The 23,632-nt window shown below is 71.9% G+C and carries 15 protein-coding genes and 1 tRNA gene; 5 read left to right on the top strand and 11 right to left on the bottom strand.

All coding sequences use genetic code 11. The features are described from left to right. The first annotated feature begins 24 nt into the window (after positions 1-24). The 5 genes from RFN52_RS22325 to RFN52_RS22305 all read left to right on the top strand — a co-directional run bounded on the left by RFN52_RS22325 (position 25) and on the right by RFN52_RS22305 (position 7,236). Positions 25-1,836 (top strand): acyl-CoA dehydrogenase family protein, encoded by a 1,812-nt coding sequence (locus RFN52_RS22325; RefSeq protein ID WP_311241027.1) that lies wholly within the window; start codon positions 25-27, stop codon positions 1,834-1,836. Beyond that, positions 1,833-3,548, top strand: a complete 1,716-nt coding sequence (locus RFN52_RS22320; protein ID WP_184848382.1) for an acyl-CoA dehydrogenase family protein — start codon at positions 1,833-1,835, stop codon at positions 3,546-3,548. The genes RFN52_RS22325 and RFN52_RS22320 overlap by 4 nt, the downstream gene beginning before the upstream one ends. A 118-nt stretch (positions 3,549-3,666) precedes the next feature. Then, complete coding sequence (locus RFN52_RS22315) at positions 3,667-4,005, top strand: acyl carrier protein (RefSeq protein WP_184848379.1); 339 nt, start codon at positions 3,667-3,669, stop codon at positions 4,003-4,005. Beyond that, the gene (locus RFN52_RS22310) at positions 4,005-5,423 is read left to right on the top strand and encodes a condensation domain-containing protein (RefSeq protein WP_184848377.1); all 1,419 of its coding nucleotides are present in this window, start codon (positions 4,005-4,007) and stop codon (positions 5,421-5,423) included. The genes RFN52_RS22315 and RFN52_RS22310 overlap by 1 nt, the downstream gene beginning before the upstream one ends. Before the next feature lie 49 nt (positions 5,424-5,472). Next, entirely contained in the window at positions 5,473-7,236 is a 1,764-nt protein-coding gene (locus tag RFN52_RS22305) for a fatty acyl-AMP ligase (RefSeq protein ID WP_184848375.1), read from the top strand. A gap of 48 nt (positions 7,237-7,284) precedes the next feature. Here RFN52_RS22305 and RFN52_RS22300 read toward each other — a convergent pair. The 11 genes from RFN52_RS22300 to bldG all read right to left on the bottom strand — a co-directional run bounded on the left by RFN52_RS22300 (position 7,285) and on the right by bldG (position 23,629). Continuing rightward, a tRNA-Thr gene (locus RFN52_RS22300) sits at positions 7,285-7,361 on the bottom strand. Between the two features lie 107 nt (positions 7,362-7,468). Further along, complete coding sequence (locus RFN52_RS22295; RefSeq protein WP_184848373.1) at positions 7,469-9,091, bottom strand: alpha/beta hydrolase; 1,623 nt, start codon at positions 9,089-9,091, stop codon at positions 7,469-7,471. 107 nt (positions 9,092-9,198) lie between these two features. After that, the gene (locus RFN52_RS22290) at positions 9,199-10,404 is read right to left on the bottom strand and encodes a DNA polymerase III subunit delta' (protein ID WP_184848371.1); all 1,206 of its coding nucleotides are present in this window, start codon (positions 10,402-10,404) and stop codon (positions 9,199-9,201) included. A 249-nt stretch (positions 10,405-10,653) separates the two neighbouring features. Beyond that, on the bottom strand, positions 10,654-13,941 hold the full coding sequence (gene tmk, locus RFN52_RS22285; protein WP_184848369.1) for a dTMP kinase: 3,288 nt from the start codon (positions 13,939-13,941) through the stop codon (positions 10,654-10,656). Positions 13,942-14,094: 153 nt separating this feature from the next. Continuing rightward, the gene (gene topA, locus RFN52_RS22280) at positions 14,095-16,923 is read right to left on the bottom strand and encodes a type I DNA topoisomerase (protein WP_184848367.1); all 2,829 of its coding nucleotides are present in this window, start codon (positions 16,921-16,923) and stop codon (positions 14,095-14,097) included. Between the two features lie 246 nt (positions 16,924-17,169). Continuing rightward, on the bottom strand, positions 17,170-17,367 hold the full coding sequence (locus tag RFN52_RS22275; RefSeq protein WP_184848365.1) for a hypothetical protein: 198 nt from the start codon (positions 17,365-17,367) through the stop codon (positions 17,170-17,172). Between the two features lie 223 nt (positions 17,368-17,590). Next, entirely contained in the window at positions 17,591-19,120 is a 1,530-nt protein-coding gene (locus RFN52_RS22270; protein WP_184848363.1) for a N5-glutamine methyltransferase family protein, read from the bottom strand. Positions 19,121-19,267: 147 nt separating this feature from the next. Continuing rightward, positions 19,268-19,858 (bottom strand): small secreted protein, encoded by a 591-nt coding sequence (locus tag RFN52_RS22265; protein WP_184848361.1) that lies wholly within the window; start codon positions 19,856-19,858, stop codon positions 19,268-19,270. A gap of 192 nt (positions 19,859-20,050) precedes the next feature. Next, the gene (locus RFN52_RS22260) at positions 20,051-22,456 is read right to left on the bottom strand and encodes a sodium-translocating pyrophosphatase (protein ID WP_184848359.1); all 2,406 of its coding nucleotides are present in this window, start codon (positions 22,454-22,456) and stop codon (positions 20,051-20,053) included. Between the two features lie 274 nt (positions 22,457-22,730). Further along, positions 22,731-23,165, bottom strand: a complete 435-nt coding sequence (locus tag RFN52_RS22255) for an ATP-binding protein (protein ID WP_184848357.1) — start codon at positions 23,163-23,165, stop codon at positions 22,731-22,733. A gap of 122 nt (positions 23,166-23,287) precedes the next feature. After that, positions 23,288-23,629, bottom strand: coding sequence for an anti-sigma factor antagonist BldG (gene bldG, locus RFN52_RS22250; RefSeq protein WP_003991900.1), 342 nt, complete (start codon positions 23,627-23,629; stop codon positions 23,288-23,290). Positions 23,630-23,632: the final 3 nt, after the last annotated feature.

The raw sequence follows: 23,632 nt of genomic DNA, 5'->3' as shown, positions 1-23,632 counted from the left end.
ACATTCTCAGATTCAGGTGGAGTCGTGACGGAACCTCAACTCGCACCCCCGCGGCGGTACGCGCCGTACGACCGGGCCGGCGGATTCGACCGCTCCCTCGGCCATCCCTCCCGCCGGGACCTGCCGTTCTTCGCGGCCCGGCTGCGTGAACTCGACGCCGCCGAGGCGTTCCCTACGGACGCCGTGGCCCGCCTCGACGCGCTCGGCATGCCCGCGCACTACGTGCCCGCCCGGCACGGCGGCGCCCTCCACAGCTACGAGGACCTGCTCCAGCTGGTACGGGTGGTGGCCCGGCGCGACCTGACCGTGGCGATCGCGCACACCAAGACGTATCTGGGCGCGGTGAGCACCTGGGTCGGCGGAACGGCGGAGCAGGCGAAGGAGTTGGGCGCCCGCGTCACCTCCGGCGCCGTCGTCTCCTGGGGCCTGACCGAACGCGCCCACGGCAGCGATCTGCTCTCCGGCGAGCTGACCGCCACCCCCGTGGCGGGCGGCTACCGGCTCGACGGAGAGAAGTGGCTGATCAACAACGCCACCCGCAGCGACCTGGTCTGTGTCCTCGCCCGGACCTCCCCGGCCGGCGGCACCCGTGGCTACAGCCTGCTGCTCGTCGACAAGGCCCTGCTCGCGGACGGCAGTCACACCTGTCTGCCCGCGGCGAAGACGCACGGCATCCGCGGCGCCGACATCAGCGGCATCGCCTTCGACGGAGCCGTCGTGCCCGCCACCGCGCTGATCGGCGAGGAGGGCGAGGGCATCGAGACCGTCCTGCGCAGTCTGCAGATCACCCGCACGATCTGCGCCGCGCTCTCGCTCGGCGCCGGCGACCACGCGCTGCGCATCGCCACCCGCTTCGGCCTGGAGCACCGGCTGTACGGCAAGCGGCTGATCGACCTGCCGCAGGCACACCGCGCGCTCACCGAGGCCTACGCCGACCTGCTCGCCATGGAGGCCGTCACGCTCCTCGCCTCGCGGGGCGTGCACACCCTGACCGAGGAGATGAGCGTCTCGTCGGCCGCGGTGAAGTACCTCGTGCCCACCACGGCCGACGAACTGATCTCCGCCATGGGCCAGTTCCTGGGCGCCCGCTCCTTCCTCAGCGAGGAGTTCGCGCACGGCCTGTTCGCCAAGCTGGAGCGCGACCACCGCATCGTCGGCATCTTCGACGGCAACACGCTGGTCAACCTGAACGCCCTGATCAACCAGTTCGCCGCCCTCGCCCGCGGCTACCGCGCCGGGCGCACCGACGCCGAGGGCCTGGCCGCCGCGGCCACCTTCGACGCGCCGATCCCCGCCTTCGATCCGGCCCGGCTGCTGCTGACCTCCCGCACCGGCAACAGCGTCGCGGCGTCCTTGCCCCGAGCCGTCGCGGAACTGCGGGAGCTGGTGGCGTCCGGCGAGGCGCCCGCCACCCTGCTCACCGTCGCCGAGAAGCTGCTGCGCATCAGTGACACCACGCACGAGCAGATGGCCGCCCACCGGCCGAGCCCGCGCGACGTGCCCGCCTCGGCCTTCGACCTGGCGCACCGCTACACCCTGTGCTCCGCCGCCGCGGCCTGCCTCCAGGTGTGGCTGCGCAACCGGACCACCGTCGCCGCCGACACCACCGCGACCGCCGGCCTGTGGCAGGACGGGCTGTGGGCCGAGGCCGCGCTGTGCCGTCTCGCCGACCGCCTGACGCCCGGCACGCTCCCCGAGGACGGCACCGACGGCTCGGCGGTGCTCGACCGGCTGATGCCGCTGCTCGTCGACCAGTACGACAGCGGCGAGATGTTCTCCCTGCTGCCCTTCCCGCTCGCCGAGGCGGCCGACTCCCTCGCCGAGGAGGCGTCATGACCGGCCCGAACTCCGTCCCGGGCGGCCCCGACGTCCTGGAAAGGGCGCTCGGTGACGCCCACGACCCGGACAACCCGCTGGGATTCGAAGCCGTCCTCGCCGCAGACGAGCGCGCCGAGATCCTGCCCGCCGGCGAAGCCGCCCTGGACGCCTACGGGTTCAACGCGGAGTACGTGCCCAGGCGGCTCGGCGGGCGCCTGGGCCGCATCGACCGCCTGATGCGCATGATGCGTACCGTCTCCCGCCGCGACCCGACCCTGGCGCTCGGCCACGGCTTCACCAACTACATCTCCGGCTCCGCGATGTGGACCGCGGGCAGCGACGTCCAGCAGAAGCGGATGGCGGGCGTCCTGCTGTCCGGCGGCAAGACCGCGGCGGGCTACAACGAACTGCCGCACGGCAACGACTTCACCCGCACCGACCTCACCGCGACGCCCTCGGCCGACGGCAGCCACTACCGGATCAACGGCCGCAAGCAGATCGTGAACAACCTGGGCCGGGCCGACGCCGTCGTCCTGCTCGCCCGCACCGGCGCAGGCCCCGGCAACCGCAGCCACTCCCACCTGTGGGTGGACCTCACCCAGGCCCCGGCCGACCGGTTGCGCAGGGACTACCGCTTCCCCACGGTCGGACTGCGCGGCTGCCTGATCGGCGGCGCCGACTTCACCGATCTTGAGGTCCCCGCGGACGCCCCCGTCGGCCCGGTCGGCAGCGCGATGGAGACCGTCCTGCGCGCCTTCCAGACCACCCGCGCCGTACTCCCCGGCATGATGGTCGGCACCGCCGACACCCAGCTGCGCACCGTCACCCGCTTCGCCCTCGACCGTGCCCTGTACGGACGCAGCGTCGCCGACCTGCCGCACGCCAGGGCCACCCTCGTCGGCGCCTTCCTCGACCTGCTCGCCGGCGACTGCATGGCGACCGTGGCGTGCCGCGCCCTGCACGTCCTGCCCGGCCAGACCAGTGTGATCACCGCGGTCAACAAGTACGTGGTCCCCAAGGTCCTGCACCGGTCGTCGCAGACGCTGGGCACCCTGCTCGGCGCCAACTCGTACTGGCGCGACGGCCGCTACGGCATCTTCCAGAAGTTCTACCGCGACCTGCCGGCCATCACCTTCGCGCACGCCAACGCGGCCGTCTGCCAGGCCACGACACTGCCGCAGCTGCCCCGCCTCGCCACCACCAGCTGGGGCACCGCCGAGGTGCCGCCCGCCGCGCTCTTCGACCTGTCGGCGCCGCTCGACGACATCGACTACCGGGCGCTGGAACTCACCTCGCGCGGCGCCGACCAGCTCACCGCGCTGCTCCACGACCACGCCGGCGGCCCGGCACTGCCCCCGGCGGCCGCCCGGCTCGCCGCACTGCTCCGCGCCGACCTCGACGACCTCGGCCGGCGCTGCCGTCAACTGCCGCCGAGCGAGCACTCGGTCGTCGCGGGCCGCTCCGGTTTCGCCCTGGCCGAACGGTACGCGCAGCTGTCCATGGCCGCCGCGTGCATCGGCGTGTGGCAGCACAACCAGGACGGCGTCGACCCGTTCCTGCGCGACGACGCCTGGCTGACCGGCGCCCTCGCGCGGATCGCCGCCCGCCTCGGCCACGAGGTGGGCGCCCTGCCCGGCGCGGTGGAGCAGCGCCTGTTCGCCGAACTGACCGCGAGGGAGGAAGACCGTGCCGGTTTCGACCTCGACCGTTCGCGGCTCGCGCGCGCCTGACCAGGCACCCGGCCGCGCCCACCGCCCCGGACCCGATCACCCCGGCCCCTACCCGTATCCGGACCAGAAGCCCTACCCCACCAATTTCCACACCCTTCACATCACCAGGAGCCTCCTCATGGCCACGCCCGCCACCACCCCCGGGACCACCGGCACCGAGACGACCGGAGCCGAGACGACCGGAGCCGCATCCGCCGCGATCGCCGCATCCGCCGGCGCCGAGGCGATCCGTACCTGGCTGACCGAGCGAGTCGCCTACTTCCTCGACGTCCGCCCGCAGGACATCGCCGCCGACGACCTGCTCGTCGAGATCGGTCTCGACTCCGTGTACGCCCTGACGCTGTGCGGCGACGTGGAGGACGAGTTCGGCATCCTCGTCGAGGCCACCCTCGCCTGGGACCACCCCACGATCGACGCGCTCACCGCCCACATCCACTCCGAACTCGCCGCCCGGTGATGGACCGGGAGCGAGCCCTCGCCGACGGGCAGGAACGGGAGCGAGCCCTCTCCATCGGGCAGGAAGCGCTCTGGTTCCTGTACCGGATGGCGCCCGACAGCCCCGCCTACAACGTCCAGGCCGCCCTGCGGGTGCGCGGCGCGCTCGACGAGGCGCGGCTGCGGCGCGCCCTGCGCGCGGTGGTGGAGCGGCACGACGTGCTGCGCTCCACGTTCACCGAGACCGCGGCGGGCCCGCGGCGCGTGATCGGCCTCCCGGACCTGGTGCCCCTCCAGGTCCGGGAGGTCCCCGGGGTCACCGACACCGGCCTGCTGGAGAAGCACGTCAAGGCGTTCGGCGACACCCCCTTCGACCTCACCGGCGAGGGAACGTGCCGTGCCCTCCTGCTGCGCATCGCCCCCGACGACCACGTGATCGTCGTCAGCACCCACCACATCGTCACCGACGCCACCTCCCAGTGGCTGCTGCTCCAGGACCTGCTCGACGCCTACGCGACGGACACCGCGCCGCCGCCCCTGACCCGCGGCTACGACGACTACGTACAGGGCGAACAGGAACTGCTCGAAGGGCCACGACGGGAACAACTGGTCGCGTTCTGGCAGGAGTTCTGCGCGGACGCAGGCGCCGGTGAACTCCCCGCCGACCGGCCGCGGTCCCCGCGCCCGCCGGCGGTCTTCAACGGCGCCACCTGCGAGGCCCGGATCCCCGACGAACTCGTGCCGCGCCTGCGCGAGGCTGCCAAGCGGGCGAAAGTGACCCCGTTCGCGCTGACCCTCGGCGTCTTCCAGGCCCTGGTGCACCGCTACAGCGGACAACGCGACTTCCTCGTCGGCTGCCCGACGACCACCCGCAGCGGCCCCGGCATGCGCGAGGTCGTCGGCTACCTCGTCAACACCCTCGTCCTGCCCGCCCACTTCACCGGCACGACCACGTTCGCGCAGGCCGCGCACACGGCCCAGCGCCAGGTGATGCGCGCCATGAAGCACATCGGCTACCCGTACGCCCTGCTCGCCGGCGAGGAACCGTACAGCAGCCGGAACCCGCCCGTGCGGATGGTGTTCACCATGGTCGCGCCCGGCCGCCTCGAACCCCTGCTGATGCAGGTCACCGAGGCCGCGGCCCGCGGCACCGACACCGAGTACGCCGGTCTGCGCATCGAGTTGATCGAGGTGCCGCAGCTGGAGGGCCAGTTCGACATCAACGTGGAGATGCGGCAGAGCGCCTCCTCGCTGACCGCCGTGTTCCGCTACGCCACCGACCTGTTCGACGAAGCCACCGTCCGCCGGCTCCTCGACTCCTATGTGCGGCTGCTCGCCGAGGCGATCGACGACCCGGACGCCCCGGTGGCCGGCGCGGCCCTGGTCGAGGCGGACGACCTGGACGACCTGCTGGCCCTGGGCGAGGCCACCGACTGGTGACCGAGCCCGCCGACCCACACCCGCTTCCTGCTACCCCCCGGGGGATCCCATGCTCACGGACGACCACACACTTCTGCAGGCCCGCAGCGCCACGGCCCGCATCCGTACGAACGCCCATGTCACCCCGGACGACCCGGCCGTCATCTTCGTCCGCGACCCCGACTCACCCGACGGGGACGAGACCTGGTCGTACGCCAGACTCGACCACGAGGCCCGCAAGATAGCCGGCTGGCTCCAGGAGAGGTACGCGCCCGGCGACCGGGTGCTGCTGCTGTATCCGGAGAGCCTGCAGTTCGCCGCCGCGTTCGTCGGCTGCCTCTACGCGGGCATGGTCGCCGTCCCGTCCTCGCTGCCCGGCCAGTACAGCCACCAGCGCCGCCGCGTGGACTCCATCGTCGAGAACGCCGCCGTCGCCGCCGTCCTCACCAGCGAGGCCGTCGCCGCGAGCGTCCTGGACTGGGCGGCGTCCGACCCGGGCCGGGAGATCACCTGCGCCGTCACCGACGGCCCCGGCTTCACCGCCGCGCACGCCGAGGCCTGGCAGGTGCCCGACGTCGACCGGAACACCCTGGCCCTGCTCCAGTACACCTCCGGCTCCACCTCCGACCCGAAGGGAGTGATGGTCGACCACGGCAACCTGCTGCACAACTCGGCGGCCCTCAGCTCCGCGTTCGGCCTCGACCGCACCACCCGCTTCGGCTCGTGGATCCCGCAGTACCACGACATGGGACTGCTCGCGATCCTGCTGCCCCCGCTGCTGCTCGGCGGCTCCTGCGTCCTGATGAGCCCGACGACCTTCCTGAAGCGACCGCACCGGTGGCTGCGGATGATCGACAAGTACCGGATCCACTGGTCGGCCGCGCCCAACTTCGCGTACGAACTGTGCGCACGCCAGATCACCGACGAGCAGCTCGCCGAACTCGACCTGTCCTGCTGGCGTTTCGCGGCCAACGGGTCGGAACCCGTACAGGCCTCCACCCTCACCGCGTTCGCCAAGCGCTTCGCCCCGGCCGGCTTCCGCAGCGACACGATGGCGCCCTGCTACGGCATGGCGGAGGCGACCGTGTTCATCTCGGGCACCGGGCCGCGCGAACTGGCCGTCACCCGGGTCGACGAAACCCTCCTGGAACAGCACGAGTTCCGTCCGGTCACCGAGGACCGGCCCGGCCGTGACGTCGTCAGCTGCGGCAGGGCCGAGGAGTACACGGTGCGGATCGTCGACCCGGCCACCCGCGCGGTGCTGCCCGCGGGCCGGGTCGGCGAGATCTGGCTGCGCGGGGCCAGCGTCGCGCAGGGCTACTGGGGCCGCGAGGACGCCACCGCCGAGACGTTCGGCGTCAGCACCCTCGACGGGGACACCGGGTACGTCCGCACCGGCGACCTGGGCACGCTCCACGACGACGAGATCTACGTCACCGGCCGTCTCAAGGAGATGCTGATCCTGCGCGGCCGCAACATCTACCCGCAGGACGTGGAACACGCGCTGCGGCGCCTGCACCCGGAGCTGGTGGGACTGTTCGGCGCCGCGTTCGCCGTCCCCGTTCCCGGCGCCGACGGCGCCGCCGAGGAGCAGCTCGTCGTCGTCCACGAGGTGCGCGGCTCGGTCGGCGCCGAGGAACTCCCACGCCTCGCCGCCCGCATCAGGGGCGGCATCGCCCGCGACTTCAGCGTCCGCCCGGCGGCGGTGGCCCTGGTCAGACGCGGGGCGGTCCTGCGCACCACCAGCGGCAAGATCCAACGCGCGGCGATGCGCGCGCAGTACCTGGACGGCCTGACGGACAGCCGCTACGCGGACGCCCCGCCGCCCGCGTAGCCCGACAGCAGAAACCCCAGGTCACGAGCACGTGACCTGGGGTTCCGGTGGAGCCGCCTTCGGGATTCGAACCCGAGACCTACGCATTACGAGTGCGTTGCTCTGGCCATCTGAGCTAAGGCGGCGCGCTGTGCGCACTATGGTGCGATCAGCAACGACGGTAAGTCTACACAGTTTCCGAGGGTGCTCCGCACCAGCCCCGGAGGCGGGCCCTCCGGGGCCGGAGACAGGGCTATGAGCAGCGCTTTCCGTCCGTGGGCGGGGTGCCCCGCAGAAGGTAGGCGTTGATCGTCCGGTCGATGCAGGAGCTGCCGCGGCCGTAGGCCGTGTGGCCGTCGCCCTCGTAGGTGAGCAGCCGGGCCGAGGAGAGCTGGCCGGCCAGGGCCTGCGCCCAGCGGTACGGCGTCGCCGGGTCCCGGGTCGTGCCGACCACGACGATGGGCGCCGCGCCCTTCGCCTCGATGCGGTGCGGCTCGCCCGTGGCGTGCACCGGCCAGTACGCGCAGTTCAGGGCCGCCCAGGCCAGGCCCTCACCGAAGACCGGCGATGCCTTCTGGAACGCGGGCAGCGCCCCGCGCACCTCGTCGGGGGTGTCGAAGGAGGCCGGGAGGTCCAGGCAGTTCACCGCCGCGTTGGCGAACATCAGGTTGCTGTAGGCGCCGTCGGCATCCCGCTCGTAGTAGCCGTCGGAGAGGACCAGGAGTCCGGAGCCGTCGTTCTCCTTCATCGCGGACGTCAGGGCCTCGCGCAGCTGTTCCCAGGAGCCCTCGTCGTACATGGCCGCGATCACACCGGTCGTGGCGAGCGACTCGGTGAGCTTGCGGCCGTCGCCGTCGGCCGTGGGGACGGGCCGTGTGTCGAGCTTCTCGAAGAACGCCTTGAGGTTCGCGCCGACCCGCTCAGGCGTGGTGCCCTTGCCGCCCAGCGGGCAGTCGGCCTGCCGTAGGCAGTCCTTCGCGAAGGACCGGAACGCCGTCTCGAAGCCGGCCGTCTGTTCCAGGTTCAGCCGCCGGGCCGGCAGCGACGGGTCCATCGCGCCGTCCAGCACCAGCCGGCCCGCCCGGTCCGGGAAGAGCCCGGCGTACGTCGCCCCGAGGAAGGTGCCGTAGGAGGCGCCGACGAAGTTCAGCTTCTCGTCGCCGAGCACCGCCCGCACGATGTCCATGTCCCGGGCCGCCTCCACGGTGGAGACATGGCGCAGCAGCCGGGGCGCGTCCGCGCCGCAGCCCTCGGCGAACGTCCGGTACGCCGCGACCAGCCCGTCCCTCTCCTTTCCGTCGTCGGGCGTGGCGTCCGTCTGCGTGTACCGGTCCATGCCCGGCCCGTCCAGACACTTGACGGGTTCACTGCGGGCCACGCCACGCGGGTCGACCGCCACCATGTCGTAGCGGGCCCGCACCTCGGCCGGGTAGCCGATGCCCGCGTACGCCTGGACGTAGCCGATCGCCGAGCCGCCCGGTCCGCCCGGGTTCACGAGCAGCGAGCCCAGTCGCTTGCCGGGCCCCGTGGCCTTCTTGCGGGTGACGGCCAGCCGGATGTCGCCGGAGGAGGGCTCGGCGTAGTCGAGCGGTGCCTTGAGGGTGGCGCACTCGAAGCCGGGCACACCGCAGCCGCGCCAGGCCGGCTTCTGCCCGTAGTACGACGTGAGCGCCGCGGGCGTGGCCTGCGGCAGCGCTACCAGTGCCGCCTCCGCCGCCGCGGAGGCGGCGGACGTCGTCGCGCTGCCGGAGGAGCAGGCGGAGACGAGCAGCGCAGCCGTGGCGAGGAGTCCGGCGGCGGTCTTGGCCCGGTTTCGTGTCCTGCGGTGGAGACCGCCGGCACCGGAGGCGGAGCGGGGGGTGCGCCGTGTGTACATCCAGCGAGCGTAACTCTGGGCGACGGAATGAGTGCCGTGCGTGCGTGTCGTGCCTCGTACGAGTTACGGCGTCAACCGCACGTCCGGCCCGGGTGTCCTGCCGTTCCTCAGCCCGCTCTGAGTGCCATGGTCATCGCCTCCACCGCGAGCAGCGGCGCCACGTTGCGGTCGAGGGCGTCGCGGCAGGCGGCGATCGCCTCGATGCGGCGGAGGGTGGACTCCGGGGAGCTGCCCCGGGCGAGTCGCTCCAGGGCGTCCTCGGCGTCCGCGTTGGCGATGGCCACGCGCGAGCCGAGCTGGAGGGCGAGGACGTCGCGGTAGAAGGCCGTGAGGTCGGTCAGGGCGAGGTCGAGGCTGTCACGCTGCGTGCGCGTTCTGCGGCGCTTCTGCTTGTCCTCCAGGTCTTTCATCACACCCGCGGTGCCCCGGGGCATGCGGCCGCCCTGGGCGGCGCCGAGCGCGGCCTTCAGCTCCTCGGTCTCCTTGGAGTCCGTCTCCTCCGCGAGCTGCTTGGCGTCCTCGGCGGCCGCGTCGACCAGCTCTTGGGCGGCCTTGAGCGCGCCGCCGATGTCCTCGACGCGCAGCGGCAGCCTGAGCACGGCGGCGCGGCGGGCGCGCGCGGCCGGGTCGGTGGCCAGGCGGCGCGCCCGGTCGACATGGCCCTGGGTCGCGCGGGCCGCGGCGGCGGCGACGTCCGGCTCGATGCCCTCGCGGCGGACGAGCATGTCGGCGATGGCGTCGACCCTGGGTGTGCTCAGGTTCAGGTGACGGCAGCGGGAGCGGATGGTCGGCAGGACGTCCTCGATGGAGGGGGCGCACAGCAGCCACACCGTGCGCGGGGCGGGCTCCTCCACCGCCTTGAGGACGGCGTTGGCCGACTTCTCGTTCAGCCGCTCGGCGTCCTCGACGAGGATGATCTGCCAGCGGCCGTTCGCCGGCGACGTGAACGACTTGCGGACGGTGTCGCGCATGTCGTCGGCGAGGATCTGCGTGCCGACCGCGGCGACGGTGGTGACGTCGGCGTGCGTGCCGATCAGTGCCGTGTGGCAGCCGTCGCAGAAGCCGCAGCCCGGGGAGCCGCCGAGGGCGCGGTCGGGGCTGACGCACTGCAGCGCCGCCGCGAACGCCCGCGCCGCCTGGTTCCGCCCGGCGCCGGGCGGGCCGGTGAACAGCCACGCGTGCGTCATCTTCGACGCCTCGGGCGGCGGGGTGCGGGTGGTGGCCGCGGTGACCAGGGCGTCGGCATCCCGGGCGGCAGCGGCCAGCTGCTCGCTCACCCTTTCCTGCCCGACGAGGTCGTCCCACACGGTCATGGGTCACGCCGCCCTTCCGTCACGTTCCGCGTTGCGAGATCCATTGTGGGGGCGACCACTGACATCGCCTGCCGCCCCCCACCCGGCTCGCGGTGCGGAGGCCGGTTTCCCGCAGCGGTCCGCGGGAGGCGTCAGCGCCGCCGGGCGCCCCTGGGGGAAGCCGTGCTCCCGCGGCAGTCCGCCGGAGGCATCAGCGCCCCCGGCCACCCCTACGGGAAGCCGTGCTCCCGCGGCAGTCCGCCGCAGGCATCAGCGCCCCCGGCCGCCCCTGCCCCGGCGTCCGCGCCTGTCGTCCGGCTCGTCGTCGTGCGGTCCGAGCAGCTCGTCCGCCAGCGAGGGCAGGTCGTCCAGCGGCGTCTCCTCGGCCCAGTCGGACCGGCGGCGGCGCGGTGTCCCGTCGGGGTCGACCTGGGGCATCTCCCGCGTACGGTCCTCGGTGCCGTCGGGCCGGGCGGCCGGGGCGTCCTTCCGGAAGTACCCGGGCGGAACCCGGTCCGCCGGTCCGTCCCCGCGCACCGGCGGGAGGACGGCCGTCTCCTCGGCGTCCCCCGGGCGGACCGGAGGCAGCACCGCCGTCTCGTCGGCCGCTCCGGAGGCGTCCCGGTCGCGCACCGGCGGCAGCACCTCGGTCTCGTCCCCGGCGCGAGGCGGGACCGGCGGCAGGACCTCCGTCTGCTCCCCGGCGGCCGGCGGCATCGGCAGCTCCGCCGTCACCTCGGCTTCGGAGTCTCCGGAGGACCGGCCCGCACCCCGGTCGTCGTCCCGCACCGGGCGCAGCACGGTCGTGTCGTCCCCCGCACCGCCCGGTGTCACCACCGGGGTGGGCACGGTCGCCGCGTCCTGAGCGGCCGCGGCAGACGCGGCACCCTGCGCGGGCGAGTTCTTCGGGGCGGAGCTCTTGGGGGACGAGTTCTTCGGCCCGGCCTCGGCCGCGGCGGCAGCCGCCTCCGCGAGCCGGCGTGCCTCCTCGGCCCGCAGCAGTGCCGCCTCGGCCTTGCGCTGCTTCTCCAGGCGGACCGCCTCGGCCTCGGCACGCAGTCGCGCCTCCTCCTCGGCCTGCTTGCGGCGCCGCTCCTCCTCGGCCTTGCGGCGGGCCTCCTCCTCGGCGCGGGCCTTCTCCTCCGCGAGGAGCCGGGCCCGCTCCTCCTCGGCCTTCCTGCGCGCTTCCTCAGCCCGGCGCCGGGCCTCCTCCGCCTGCCGTTCGGCCTCGCGGCGCTGCGCCTCCTCCAGCTCGCGGCGCTTGCGCTCCTCCTCCTCGGCGCGCAGCTTGGCGAGCTGCTCCTGGCGCTCGCGCTCCAGGCGCTCCTCCTCGGCCTTGCGGGCGGCCTCTTCCTCGGCCTTGCGACGGGCCTCCTCCTCGGCCTTCTTCCGCGCCTCCTCCTGGGCCTTGATCTCGGCCTCCGACAGCGGCAGCACCTGGTCGAGCCGGTGCCGGATGACCGTCGTGACGGCCTCGGGCTCCTGGCCGGCGTCCACCACCAGGTACCGTCCGGCGTCGGCCGCGGCCAGGGTGAGGAAACCGGCCCGCACGCGCGCGTGGAACTCCGCGGGCTCCGACTCCAGTCGGTCCGGCGCCTCGGTGAACCGCTCGCGCGCGGTCTCCGGGGCGACATCCAGCAGCACGGTCAGATGCGGCACCAGCCCGTTCGTCGCCCAGCGGTTGATCCGGGCGATCTCGGTCGGCGAGAGATCACGGCCGGCGCCCTGGTAGGCGACAGACGAGTCGATGTACCGGTCGGAGATGACGACCGCGCCCCGCTCCAGGGCGGGCCGTACGACAGTGTCGATGTGCTCGGCCCGGTCGGCCGCGTACAGCAGCGCCTCCGCGCGGTGGGACAGACCCGCGCTCGACACATCCAGCAGGATCGACCGCAGCCGCTTGCCCACCGGCGTCGCCCCCGGCTCGCGCGTCAGCACGACCTCGTGGCCCTTGGCGCGGATCCACTCCGCGAGCGCCTCGGCCTGCGTCGACTTGCCGGCCCCGTCGCCGCCCTCCAGGGCGATGAAGAAGCCGGTGGCCGCCGCCCCCTGCCGGGGGTCGTCGCCGCCGAGCAGCGCGTCCTTCAGGTCCTGCCGCAGCGGCACACCGGAGCGGTCGTCGACCTTGGCCAGCACCAGCGCGGCGACGGGCAGCAGCAATGCGCCGGTCAGCATGAGCGTGAAGGCCGCGCCGCCGTGCGCGAAGACGAACTTGCCGCTCTCCAGCCGGTGCGGTCCGATCGCCGCCGCCACCAGCGGGGCGATGACCGCGCCGAGCGCCACGCAGACCCGGACGACCGCGTGCAGGTGCTCCGTCGTGCGGGAGCGGCGGTACTCCTCGGTCTCCTGGTCGAGCAGGGTGTGCCCGATGTTGGCGGACAGGCCCGCGCCGACTCCGGCCAGCGCGAGGATCAGCAGCACGGTGGTGACGTCCGGGACCAGCCCGGCGGCCAGCAGGGCGACGCCGGTGAAGGCGATCGTCAGCGCGAGCAGCCGGCGGCGCGACAGGGCGGGCACGAGGGCGGGCGCCGTGCGGATGCCGACGACGACACCGCCGGTCAGCGCGGCCACGAACAGGCCGTAGAGGACCGGGCCGCCGCCCAGGTCCTTGGCGTGCAGCACGGCGACGGCGACGGCGGCCGACACCGCGGCGGCGACGGCCGCGCAGGCCAGGACCAGCAGCGGCATCGCGCCGGTGCGGCCCTTGTCGGAGCCGGTGCCGGTCTTCGGGCGGCGCAGGCCTTCGAGCGGCGACCGCGCGCGCGGGGTGCGCGTGCCGGGCAGCTCCAGGAAGGTCAGCACGGACAGGGACGCGGCGAACAGGCCTGCGGCCACGTAGGAGGCGAGGGCCGCCTGGTGCTGGCCGAACCAGTCGATGCCGGCGCCCAGCAGGTTGTTGAACAGGGCCGCGACGACCAGGGCGACGGCCGCGAGGGGGATCGCCACGAAGCCGGTGCGCAGCGACAGGCGGCGCAGGGCGTCCATGTGGTCGGGCAGCGGCCGGATCGTCGCCCCCTCCGGCGGCGGGGCGGGGAGCAGCGCGGGCGCGGCGCTCTCACGGCACACCGTCCAGAACCGCTCGGCGACCCCCATCACGAAGGCCGTGACGAGCAGGACGGCCAGTGCGTTCTCGGGCGTCCAGTCGATCCACAGGGGCGCGACGATGAGCAGCGCGGCGCGCAGCCCGTCGGCGCCCACCATGGTCCAGCGGCGGTCGAGCGGGCCGTCCTGCGAGGTGAGCGCGGTGAGCGGGCCGAGCAGAACGGCTCCGAACAGCAGCGTCGCGAGGATGCGTACCCCGAAAACGGTCGCCACTGCGAACGCCACGCCCCGGTAGCCGCCCCCGAACGAACCTTCGGCGATGGCCGCCTGCAGTGCCAGGACGACCAGCACGAGAAGGGCGAGGGTGTCCCCCACGCCGCCCACGAGCTGTGCGCTCCACAACCGCTTCAGCTGCGGTCGTCGCAGCAGGGCGCGGACGGCACGCTCGCGGGAGTCCGCGACCAGGGCGTCGTCGGGGGCGGGCTGAGGGGCCGTTGGGTGGTCGGCTCGCGTCATGCGTTCAGCCTATCGGGAGCCACCGACACCCTGGAGGGCGCGGCATGGCATGCGCACGCCCCGACACCGAAGTGTTGCCGGGGCGTTCGCTTTCCGAACCCCGGGCGAAGATCCGGACGCGGAGGTCCGGCTTCGCTCAGGACTCGAACGGTCTCAGTCCTCCGCGGAGTTGGCGGCGGTCGCCGTCTTGGCGGCCGTCTTCTTCGCGGTGGTCTTCTTCGCCGTCGTCTTCTTCGCGGTCGTGGTCTTCTTCGCCGCGGTCTTCTTGGCCGCCGTCGTCTTCTTCGCCGGCGCCTTCTTGGCCGCCTTCTTCGCGGTCTTCTTCGCCGGCCCCTTGGCGCGCTTCTCGGCGAGCAGCTCGTAACCGCGCTCCGGGGTGATGTCCTCGACGCTGTCGCCGGAGCGCAGGGTCGCGTTGGTCTCCCCGTCGGTGACGTACGGACCGAAGCGGCCGTCCTTGACCACGACCGGCTTCTCGCTGACCGGGTCGGTGCCCAGCTCCTTCAGCGGCGGCTTGGCCGCGGCCCGGCCACGCTGCTTGGGCTGGGCGTAGATCGCCAGCGCCTCCTCCAGCGTGATCGTGAAGAGCTGCTCCTCGGCCTGGAGCGAGCGCGAGTCCGTGCCCTTCTTCAGGTACGGGCCGTAGCGGCCGTTCTGCGCGGTGATCTCCTGGCCCTCGGCATCGGCGCCGACGACACGCGGCAGCGACATCAGCTTGAGGGCCTCGTCGAGGGTCACCGTGTCGAGGGACATCGTCTTGAACAGGGACGCCGTGCGCGGCTTGACCGCGTTCTTGCCCGTCTTCGGGGTGCCCTCGGGGAGGACCTCCGTGACGTACGGGCCGTAGCGGCCGTCCTTGGCGACGATCGTGTGGCCGGTGGCCGGGTCCGTGCCCAGCTCGTAGTCGCCACTCGGCTTGGCGAGCAGCTCCTCCGCGAGGTCGACGGTCAGCTCGTCGGGCGCCAGGTCGTCGGGGATGTCGGCGCGCTGGTGCTGCTCGGTGTCCTTCTCCCCGCGCTCGATGTACGGCCCGTAGCGGCCGACGCGCAGCACGATGTCGTTGCCCACGGGGAACGACGACACCTCGCGGGCGTCGATCGCGCCCAGGTCCGTCACCAGCTCCTTGAGGCCGCCGAGGTGGTCCCCGTCGCCGTTGCCGGCGTCGGCCGCGCCACCGCTGGCGGTGCCCTCGCCGAAGTAGAACCGCTTCAGCCACGGCACAGACTGCGCCTCACCGCGGGCGATGCGGTCGAGGTCGTCCTCCATCTTGGCGGTGAAGTCGTAGTCGACGAGCCGCCCGAAGTGCTTCTCCAGGAGGTTGACCACGGCGAAGGACAGGAAGGACGGCACCAGGGCCGTGCCCTTCTTGAACACGTAGCCGCGGTCGAGGATCGTGCCGATGATCGACGCGTACGTCGACGGGCGGCCGATCTCGCGCTCTTCCAGCTCCTTGACCAGGGAGGCCTCGGTGTAGCGGGCCGGGGGCTTGGTGGCGTGCCCGTCGACCGTGATCTCCTGGGCGCTCAGGGCGTCACCCTCGGAGACCTGGGGCAGCCGGCGCTCGCGGTCGTCCAGCTCGGCGTTCGGGTCGTCGGCACCCTCGACGTAGGCCTTCAGGAAGCCGTGGAAGGTGATCGTCTTGCCGGACGCGCTGAACTCGACGTCCCGGCCGTCGGCCGCCGTGCCGCCGATCTTCACCGTGACGCTGTTGCCGGTCGCGTCCTTCATCTGGGAGGCGACGGTCCGCTTCCAGATCAGCTCGTACAGCTTGAACTGGTCACCGGTCAGTCCGGTCTCGGCGGGAGTGCGGAAACGATCACCCGAGGGGCGGATCGCCTCGTGGGCCTCCTGCGCGTTCTTGACCTTCCCGGCGTACGTCCTCGGCTGCGGCGGCAGGTAGTCGGCGCCGTACAGCTGCGTGACCTGGGCGCGGGCGGCGGCGACCGCCGTGTCGCTCAGGGTCGTGGAGTCCGTACGCATGTAGGTGATGTAGCCGTTCTCGTACAGCTTCTGCGCGACCTGCATGGTGGCCTTCGCACCGAAGCCGAGCTTGCGGCTGGCCTCCTGCTGCATCGTCGTCGTACGGAACGGGGCGTACGGCGAGCGGCGGTACGGCTTGGACTCGACCGAGCGGACGGCGAACCGCGTCTGCTCCAGGGCGGCGGCCAGGGCGCGGGCGTTCGCCTCGTCGAGGTGGAGGGTGTTCGCGCTCTTCAGTTGTCCCAGGGAGTCGAAGTCACGGCCCTGCGCGACCCGCCTGCCGTCGACGGTCTGCAGGCGCGCGACCAGCGACGACGGGTCCGACGAGTCTCCGGCGCGGCCGGTCGCGAAGGTGCCCGTCAGGTCCCAGTACTCAGCCGAACGAAAGGCGATGCGCTCGCGTTCCCGCTCCACCACGAGTCGGGTGGCGACCGACTGGACACGGCCGGCCGACAGGCGCGGCATGACCTTCTTCCACAGGACCGGCGAGACCTCGTAGCCGTAGAGGCGGTCGAGGATGCGGCGGGTCTCCTGGGCGTCGACGAGCTTCTGGTTGAGCTGGCGCGGGTTGGCCACGGCGGCCTGGATCGCGGCCTTGGTGATCTCGTGGAAGACCATCCGCTTGACCGGGACCTTGGGCTTCAGCACTTCCTGGAGGTGCCAGGCGATGGCCTCGCCCTCGCGGTCCTCATCGGTGGCGAGGAAGAGTTCGTCGGACTCCTTCAGCAGGTCCTTGAGCTTCTTGACCTGCGCCTTCTTGTCGGCGTTGACCACATAGATCGGCGCGAAGTCGTGTTCGACGTCCACACCGAGGCGGCGGACCTCGCCGGTGTACTTCTCGGGCACCTCGGCGGCGCCGTTGGGAAGGTCGCGGATGTGCCCGACGCTCGCCTCGACGATGTAGCCGGGGCCGAGATAGCCCTTGATCGTCTTCGCCTTGGCAGGCGACTCGACGATGACGAGTCGGCGGCCGCCCTTCGCGGTCTCGCTGGTCGGGGACAACTTCGCTCTTCTCTCCGGTCGACGCTGGGGCCTCCCCGGAGTCGCTTACCGGGGCTGGGTACGTGGTGACGCTGCGGAGTGTGACGGTACATCCCGCCCCCGTGTCAAACGGGAAAAGCCCGCAACGGCCACTCGAACGGTAACCCGACTACCACCAATCCTGCCGCCCGGCGTAGCGGGAGCCGGCCCGCCTTCACACGCAGCGCGACGCCCCGGTCACCCGCGGGCACGCCTCCGGAGGGGGCCTCAGAGGCGTGTGAAGCACCAGGTTCCGGCCGCCAGCGCGAGCACCGCGACGAGGCCTGCGAAGGTCGCCGACGCGACCGGCCTCACACCTTCGGCGACGGGCCGGTCCTGACGCACGCGCGTCACCGTCCACGCCAGCAGCCCGCCTCCGAACAGGGAGAACACCGCTCCCGCGAAGATCGCCGGTTCACTCTCCATGACCCGCCGCGCCCCTTTTCCCCTGTCCGCGCATCCCCAGCCACGGGAGGCTGACACGCGCGGGCGGCGGGCAGGCGAACCCGAGGTGAACGGCGTGGCGACACGGTGGCGGATCAAGGTCGTCCGGTTCCTCACGAACCGTCTCGGACGAGGTGTCCAAATCGACTCGAATTTGTTGGCGAGCCGCTTCGAGGCACCCCGAGGCCGCCCCTCGGCGGTCCGCTCAGCGGACCGGCTCCAGGAACCCCTGTTCGACCAGCAGCCGGATCTGCGCGGGGGTGCGGTCGCGCAGCAGCACGGGATCCTCTCCGATCAGCTGGGCGATGGCGTCGAGGATGCGGCCCGCGCTCATCGTGCCGTCGCACACGCCCGCGAAGCCCGCACCGACCGTGTCCACCCGGGTCGCCCGGCGCATGCCGCGGTGCTGGCGCAGCACGACGTGCTCGGGGTCCTCCGCGCCGGGCAGCCCGACCTGCTCCTGCACGATCTCGGCGGCCAGCCGGAAATGCCCTTCGAGCAGCGCGGCGTCGTCGTGGCCGCGCAGGTGGTCGAGCCGGTCGAAGTGGGCCCGGATCGTGTCGCCGAGCGGCTGCTCGACCGGGTGCGGCCACTCCTCCACCGTCAGCGAGGGCACGGCGGCATTCGTCCTGCGCAGGGTGATCCAGCCGAAGCCGACGGCCTTCACCTTGCGCGCCTCGAACTCGTCGAGCCATGCGTCGTACCGCGCCTGGTACTCCGCCGCGTGGCCCTGGTGGTCGCCCGCGTCACGCAGCCACAGCTCGGCGTACTGGTTGACGTCCTGCACCTCGCGCTGCACGATCCACGCGTCGCAGCCCGGGGGCACCCAGGACCTGAGCCTGTCCTGCCAGTCCTCCCCTTCGACGTGCTGCCAGTTTGCGAGGAACTGAGCGAACCCGCCCTCGCTCAGGCGGTCGCCCGCTTGTTGAACGAGCGTGCGGCACAGATCGTCCCCGCCCATCCCGCCGTCGCGGTAGGTCAGCCGCGCGCCGGGCGAGATCACGAAGGGCGGGTTGGAGACGATCAGGTCGTACGTCTCGTCGTTTCGCACGGGCTCGAAGAGGGAGCCCTCGCGCAGGTCGGCGGCCGCGGTGCCGGACAGCGCCAGCGTCAGGGCGGTGATGTGCAGGGCACGCGGGTTGAGGTCGGTGGCCACCACCCGCGTGGCGTGCTGCGCGGCGTGCAGGGCCTGGATGCCGGAGCCGGTACCGAGGTCGAGCGCGGCGGCGACGGGCGTACGGACGGTGATGCCCGCGAGGGTCATCGAGGCGCCGCCGACGCCGAGGACGACGCCCTCCTCCCGCCGGCCGATCCCGCCGGCGCCGCCGACCGCGCAGCCGAGGTCCGACACGATGAACCAGTCCTCGCCGCCGGGACCGCCGTAGGGCCGGACGTCCACCGTCGCGACGAGTTCGTCCCCGCCGGCCCGGGCCAGCCAGCCGCTCTCCAGGCAGGCGTCCACGGGCAGGACCTCCGCAACGCGCGCTTGCGGCACGGGCTGCTGGAGCAGGAACAGCCGGACGAGCATCTCCAGGGGCGTGTCCCCGCGGGTCGCCCGGAGCGCGGGCACGGTCTCGCTGCGGGCCAGTGCCGCGTACGCGGGGGCGCCGAGCAGTTCGAGCAGTCCGTCGGCGGTGAAGGAGGCCGCGAGCAGGGCGTCCCGGAGCCGGGCGGCGGCTTCGGGACGGTCGGAGGCGGGCAGCGGGGGCAGGGGTGACTGGCTGGCGTTACTCACGCCCCCATTGTGGCCGCCGGTGCGGGTGGCGCACGTGCCCGTGCGGCGATGCGCACGCGTTCGCGCCGTACGGCACATCGGACACGGCGGTCACCTACGACTCAGCCGTCACACCCGCGTCACTGCGCTGCCCGCCCGCTCGGGGCCTCAGCTCTGCGTCGCCCCCGCCGACGCCGTGGCCGCGTTGCAGCTGGACTGCTTGGCCATCGCCTGGCCGACCTCGCCCTCCTCCAGGTTCCTGAGGGCGTCGTTCCCGCTCTGGCTCAGCTTGTCCAGCTCGGTGGCGATGTCCTTCAGGCCGTCGGCGAACTCGCCCTGGTCCTTGGTGTCGAGCCCGTCCACCTGCTTCTTCAGCGAGGCGTACGAGGCGGAGATCGAGTTGAGCTCCTTGACCGCGTCCTGCTGCTTCTTCTCGCCGTTCTCGACGTCCGGGGCCCCGGCCTTGTTCACGGCGGTCCCGATCGCCTTGTAGGCGTCGGACATGTCCTGGAAGGCCTGTGCGTCGGTCTTCTGGACGTCCTCCGGCGTGCTGTTGTCGGAGGTCTCCTTCTGGATCGCGGCATTGGCCGACTCGATCTTCTTGGCCTGAGGCTGTACGGCGTCACAGACCTGCTTGGCCCAGGAGTCCAGCTTCTCGTTGCTGTCGTCGCCGCCGCAGCCCGACAGCGCCAGTACCAGTACCGCACCGCCGGACAGTGCGGCCGCGAGCTTCTTGTTCACCGGTTTGGTCCCTTCCATGGCTCTCGGCCCCGGAACATACACGCCAGATGCACGGCAACCGCACGTCGAGCGCCTATTAAGACCGTTTTGTTACCTATTGCACCACGCGAGATAAGGCTCACGCGTGATCGTGTACCCACACAGCGCGGGCGGGCGACGCGTCAACGCGCATCGCCCGCCCGCACCTTGAGCTGGGGCTCGGAAACCTCCCTACGAAACCACTGCCGGATCGGCCGACTTGGGTGCCGACCCGGCGTTGTCTTCGTCACCCATGGCGATACCGCGCCGCTTTGACACGTACACCGACCCTGCGATCACGAGGAACGCGAGGACGGCGACCAGAATCCGCACTCCGATGCTCTTGTCCGGGCCGTAGGAGAACTTGATCACCGCGGGCGCGATGAGCAGGGCCACCAGGTTCATGACCTTCAGCAGCGGGTTGATCGCGGGCCCCGCGGTGTCCTTGAAGGGGTCGCCGACCGTGTCTCCGATCACGGTCGCCGCGTGCGCCTCGCCGCCCTTGCCTCCGTGGTGGCCGTCCTCGACGAGCTTCTTGGCGTTGTCCCAGGCGCCACCGGAGTTGGCGAGGAACACCGCCATCAGCGTGCCCGCGCCGATCGCGCCCGCCAGGAACGCGCCGAGCGGGCCGACGCCGAGCGTGAACCCGATGAAGATGGGCGCCAGCACGGCCAGCAGGCCGGGGGTGGCGAGCTCGCGCAGAGCATCCTTGGTGCAGATGTCGACGACCTTGCCGTACTCCGGCTTCTCGCTGTAGTCCATGATCCCGGGCTTCTCGCGGAACTGCCGCCGCACCTCGTAGACCACGGAACCCGCCGACCGCGACACGGCGTTGATCGCCAGCCCCGAGAAGAGGAAGACGACCGCCGCGCCGGCGATGAGCCCCACGAGGTTGTTGGGCTGCGAGATGTCCATCATCAGACTCATCGGGGCGCCGTCCCCGCTGAGTTTCTCGCCGACGTCCCGCGCGCCGGTGAAGATCGCGTCGCGGTACGACCCGAACAGCGCCGCCGCCGCGAGCACGGCCGTGGCGATCGCGATGCCCTTGGTGATCGCCTTCGTGGTGTTGCCGACCGCGTCCAGGTTGGTGAGCACCTGCGCGCCCGCGCCCTCGACGTCGCCGGACATCTCCGCGATGCCCTGCGCGTTGTCGGAGACCGGCCCGAAGGTGTCCATCGCGACGATCACACCGACCGTGGTGAGCAGGCCGGTGCCCGCCAGCGCCACCGCGAACAGCGCCAGCATGATGGACGTGCCGCCGAGCAGGAACGCCCCGTACACACCGAGGCCGATCAACAGGGCGGTGTAGACGGCGGATTCGAGGCCGACGGAGATACCGGCGAGGACGACGGTGGCCGGGCCGGTGAGCGAGCTCTTGCCGATGTCCCTGACGGGCCGGCGGGTGGTCTCGGTGAAGTAGCCGGTCAGTTGCTGGATCAGGGCGGCGAGCACGATGCCGATGGCCACCGCGACCAGCGCGAGGACCCTCGGGTCACCGTCCTTGCCCAGGATCGCGGCGTCGGTGACCCCGTCGAGCTCGGAGTACTTCCCCGGCAGGTAGACGAAGACGGCCACCGCCACCAGCACCAGCGAGATCACCGCGGAGATGAAGAACCCGCGGTTGATCGCGCTCATGCCGCTGCGGTCGGCGCGCCGGGGCGCCACCGCGAAGATGCCGATCATGGCGGTGATCACACCGATCGCCGGCACGAGCAGCGGGAAGCCGAGCCCGGCGTCGCCGAAGGCCGCCGAGCCGAGGATCAGCGCGGCGACCAGGGTCACGGCATACGACTCGAAGAGGTCGGCCGCCATGCCCGCGCAGTCTCCGACGTTGTCGCCCACATTGTCGGCGATGGTCGCGGCATTGCGCGGGTCGTCCTCCGGAATGCCCTGTTCGACCTTGCCGACCAGGTCGGCGCCGACGTCGGCCGCCTTGGTGAAGATGCCACCGCCGACACGCATGAACATCGCGATCAGCGCGGCCCCGAGGCCGAAACCTTCGAGCACCTTCGGCGCGTCGGCCGCGTAGACCAGCACCACACAGGAGGCGCCGAGCAGGCCGAGGCCCACCGTGAACATGCCGACCACGCCGCCCGTACGAAAGGCGATCTTCATCGCCTTGTGCGAAACGGCGGTCAGATCCTTTTCCGGCTCGCCTTCCGCCGGGGTGGCTTCACGCGCCGCGGCGGCGACACGCACATTGCTGCGTACGGCGAGCCACATGCCGATATAGCCGGTGGCCGCCGAGAACGCCGCTCCGATCAGAAAGAACACCGAACGTCCGGCACGCTGACTCCAGTCGTCCGCGGGCAGCAGCATGAGCAGGAAGAACACGACCACGGCGAATACGCCGAGCGTGCGCAACTGACGTGCCAGATAGGCGTTGGCGCCTTCCTGGACCGCTGCCGCGATCTCCTTCATGCGGTCGGTGCCCTCGCCGGCCGCGAGCACCTGGCGCACCAGGACGCCCGCGACCGCCAGTGCCGCCAGTGCGACGACCGCGATGACCACGACGAGCACGCGGTTGCCATCGGTCAGCACGGCGGCCGCGAGGTCGGTGGGATGACCCGACTGTTGTGAGAGGGAAAGCCCCGCCATTCGTCCTCCTTGACGCTTGGGCTGAGCTCAAGATGTGGACGGGATTGTAGGTACCGGAACCTGATCAAAACAGAGCGCGATAAACGGAATTGAACTTCCGAGGTAATGCCCTGAAAGCATTCTGAGGCTGCCGGAGAGCGCGCGAATGATCGTGAACGAATTCACGCGATGAACGGCACAGGAACTACTGTAAAGGCGAGCACTGACACCCGCACATGACGAAGGGCCCCACGGGTGGTGGGGCCCTTCGGATGAACGGTGTGCGGTGGCGGGGTCAGACCAGGATCGTCGGCGGCGGCGTGGTCGGCCAGGTCATCTTGATCAGCCCGCCGTGCTCTCCCGCGCTGACCTCGACGTCGTCAACGAGTCCGCTGATGACCGCGAGGCCCATTTCGTCCTCGTCGGCCTCACCGTCGGGGTCGCCGGGACCGGCGCCGGCACCCCCGCCGGCCACCGCGTGCGGGGCCTCGTCGCCGACCTCGATGGAGAACTGCTTCTCCTCCTCGATCAGCAGCACCTTCACCGGTGCCGAGATCCCGCCGATCTGGTGCAGCCCGACCGCCCGGCTGCACGCCTCGCCGACGGCGAGCCTGACCTCGTCGAGGACGGCCTCGTCCACTCCGGCCCTGCGCGCCACCGCTGCCGCCACCAGCCGGGCGGTCCTGACGTGCTCGGGCAGCGCGCTGAAGCGGAGCTCAACGGTGGCCATGCATCCCCCTCGCAACTACGGGCGTGCTGTCGGCAGGCTCCGGGCGGCCGAAAGCCCGGGCCCCCTCGGTCTGTACTTCAGCCGAACGACGGCCGGCCCGGGCGCATGGCCCGGGTCCGGTGTCAGTCGGTGGCCGCAACCGCTTCCTCGACCGAGGTGTGAATCGGGAACACCTTGGTGAGGCCGGTGATACGGAAAATCTTCAGAATGCGCTCCTGGTTGCACACCAGGCGCAGGGAGCCCTCATGGGCACGCACGCGCTTCAGGCCGCCGACCAGTACGCCGAGCCCGGTGGAGTCGAGGAAGTCCACGCCCTCCATGTCGACGACAAGGTGGAAACTGCCGTCGTTCACCAGCTCGACCAACTGCTCGCGCAGCTTGGGCGCGGTATATACGTCGATTTCGCCACCGACCCTGACGATCGTGCGATCGCCCATGGTTTCGGTCGACAGGGACAGGTCCACGGA

The organism is Streptomyces collinus, assembly GCF_031348265.1.
Classification (GTDB): Bacteria; Actinomycetota; Actinomycetes; order Streptomycetales; family Streptomycetaceae; genus Streptomyces; species Streptomyces collinus.
Note: the sequence above shows the minus strand (reverse complement) of the source record. Positions and strands in the feature narration are given on the sequence as shown.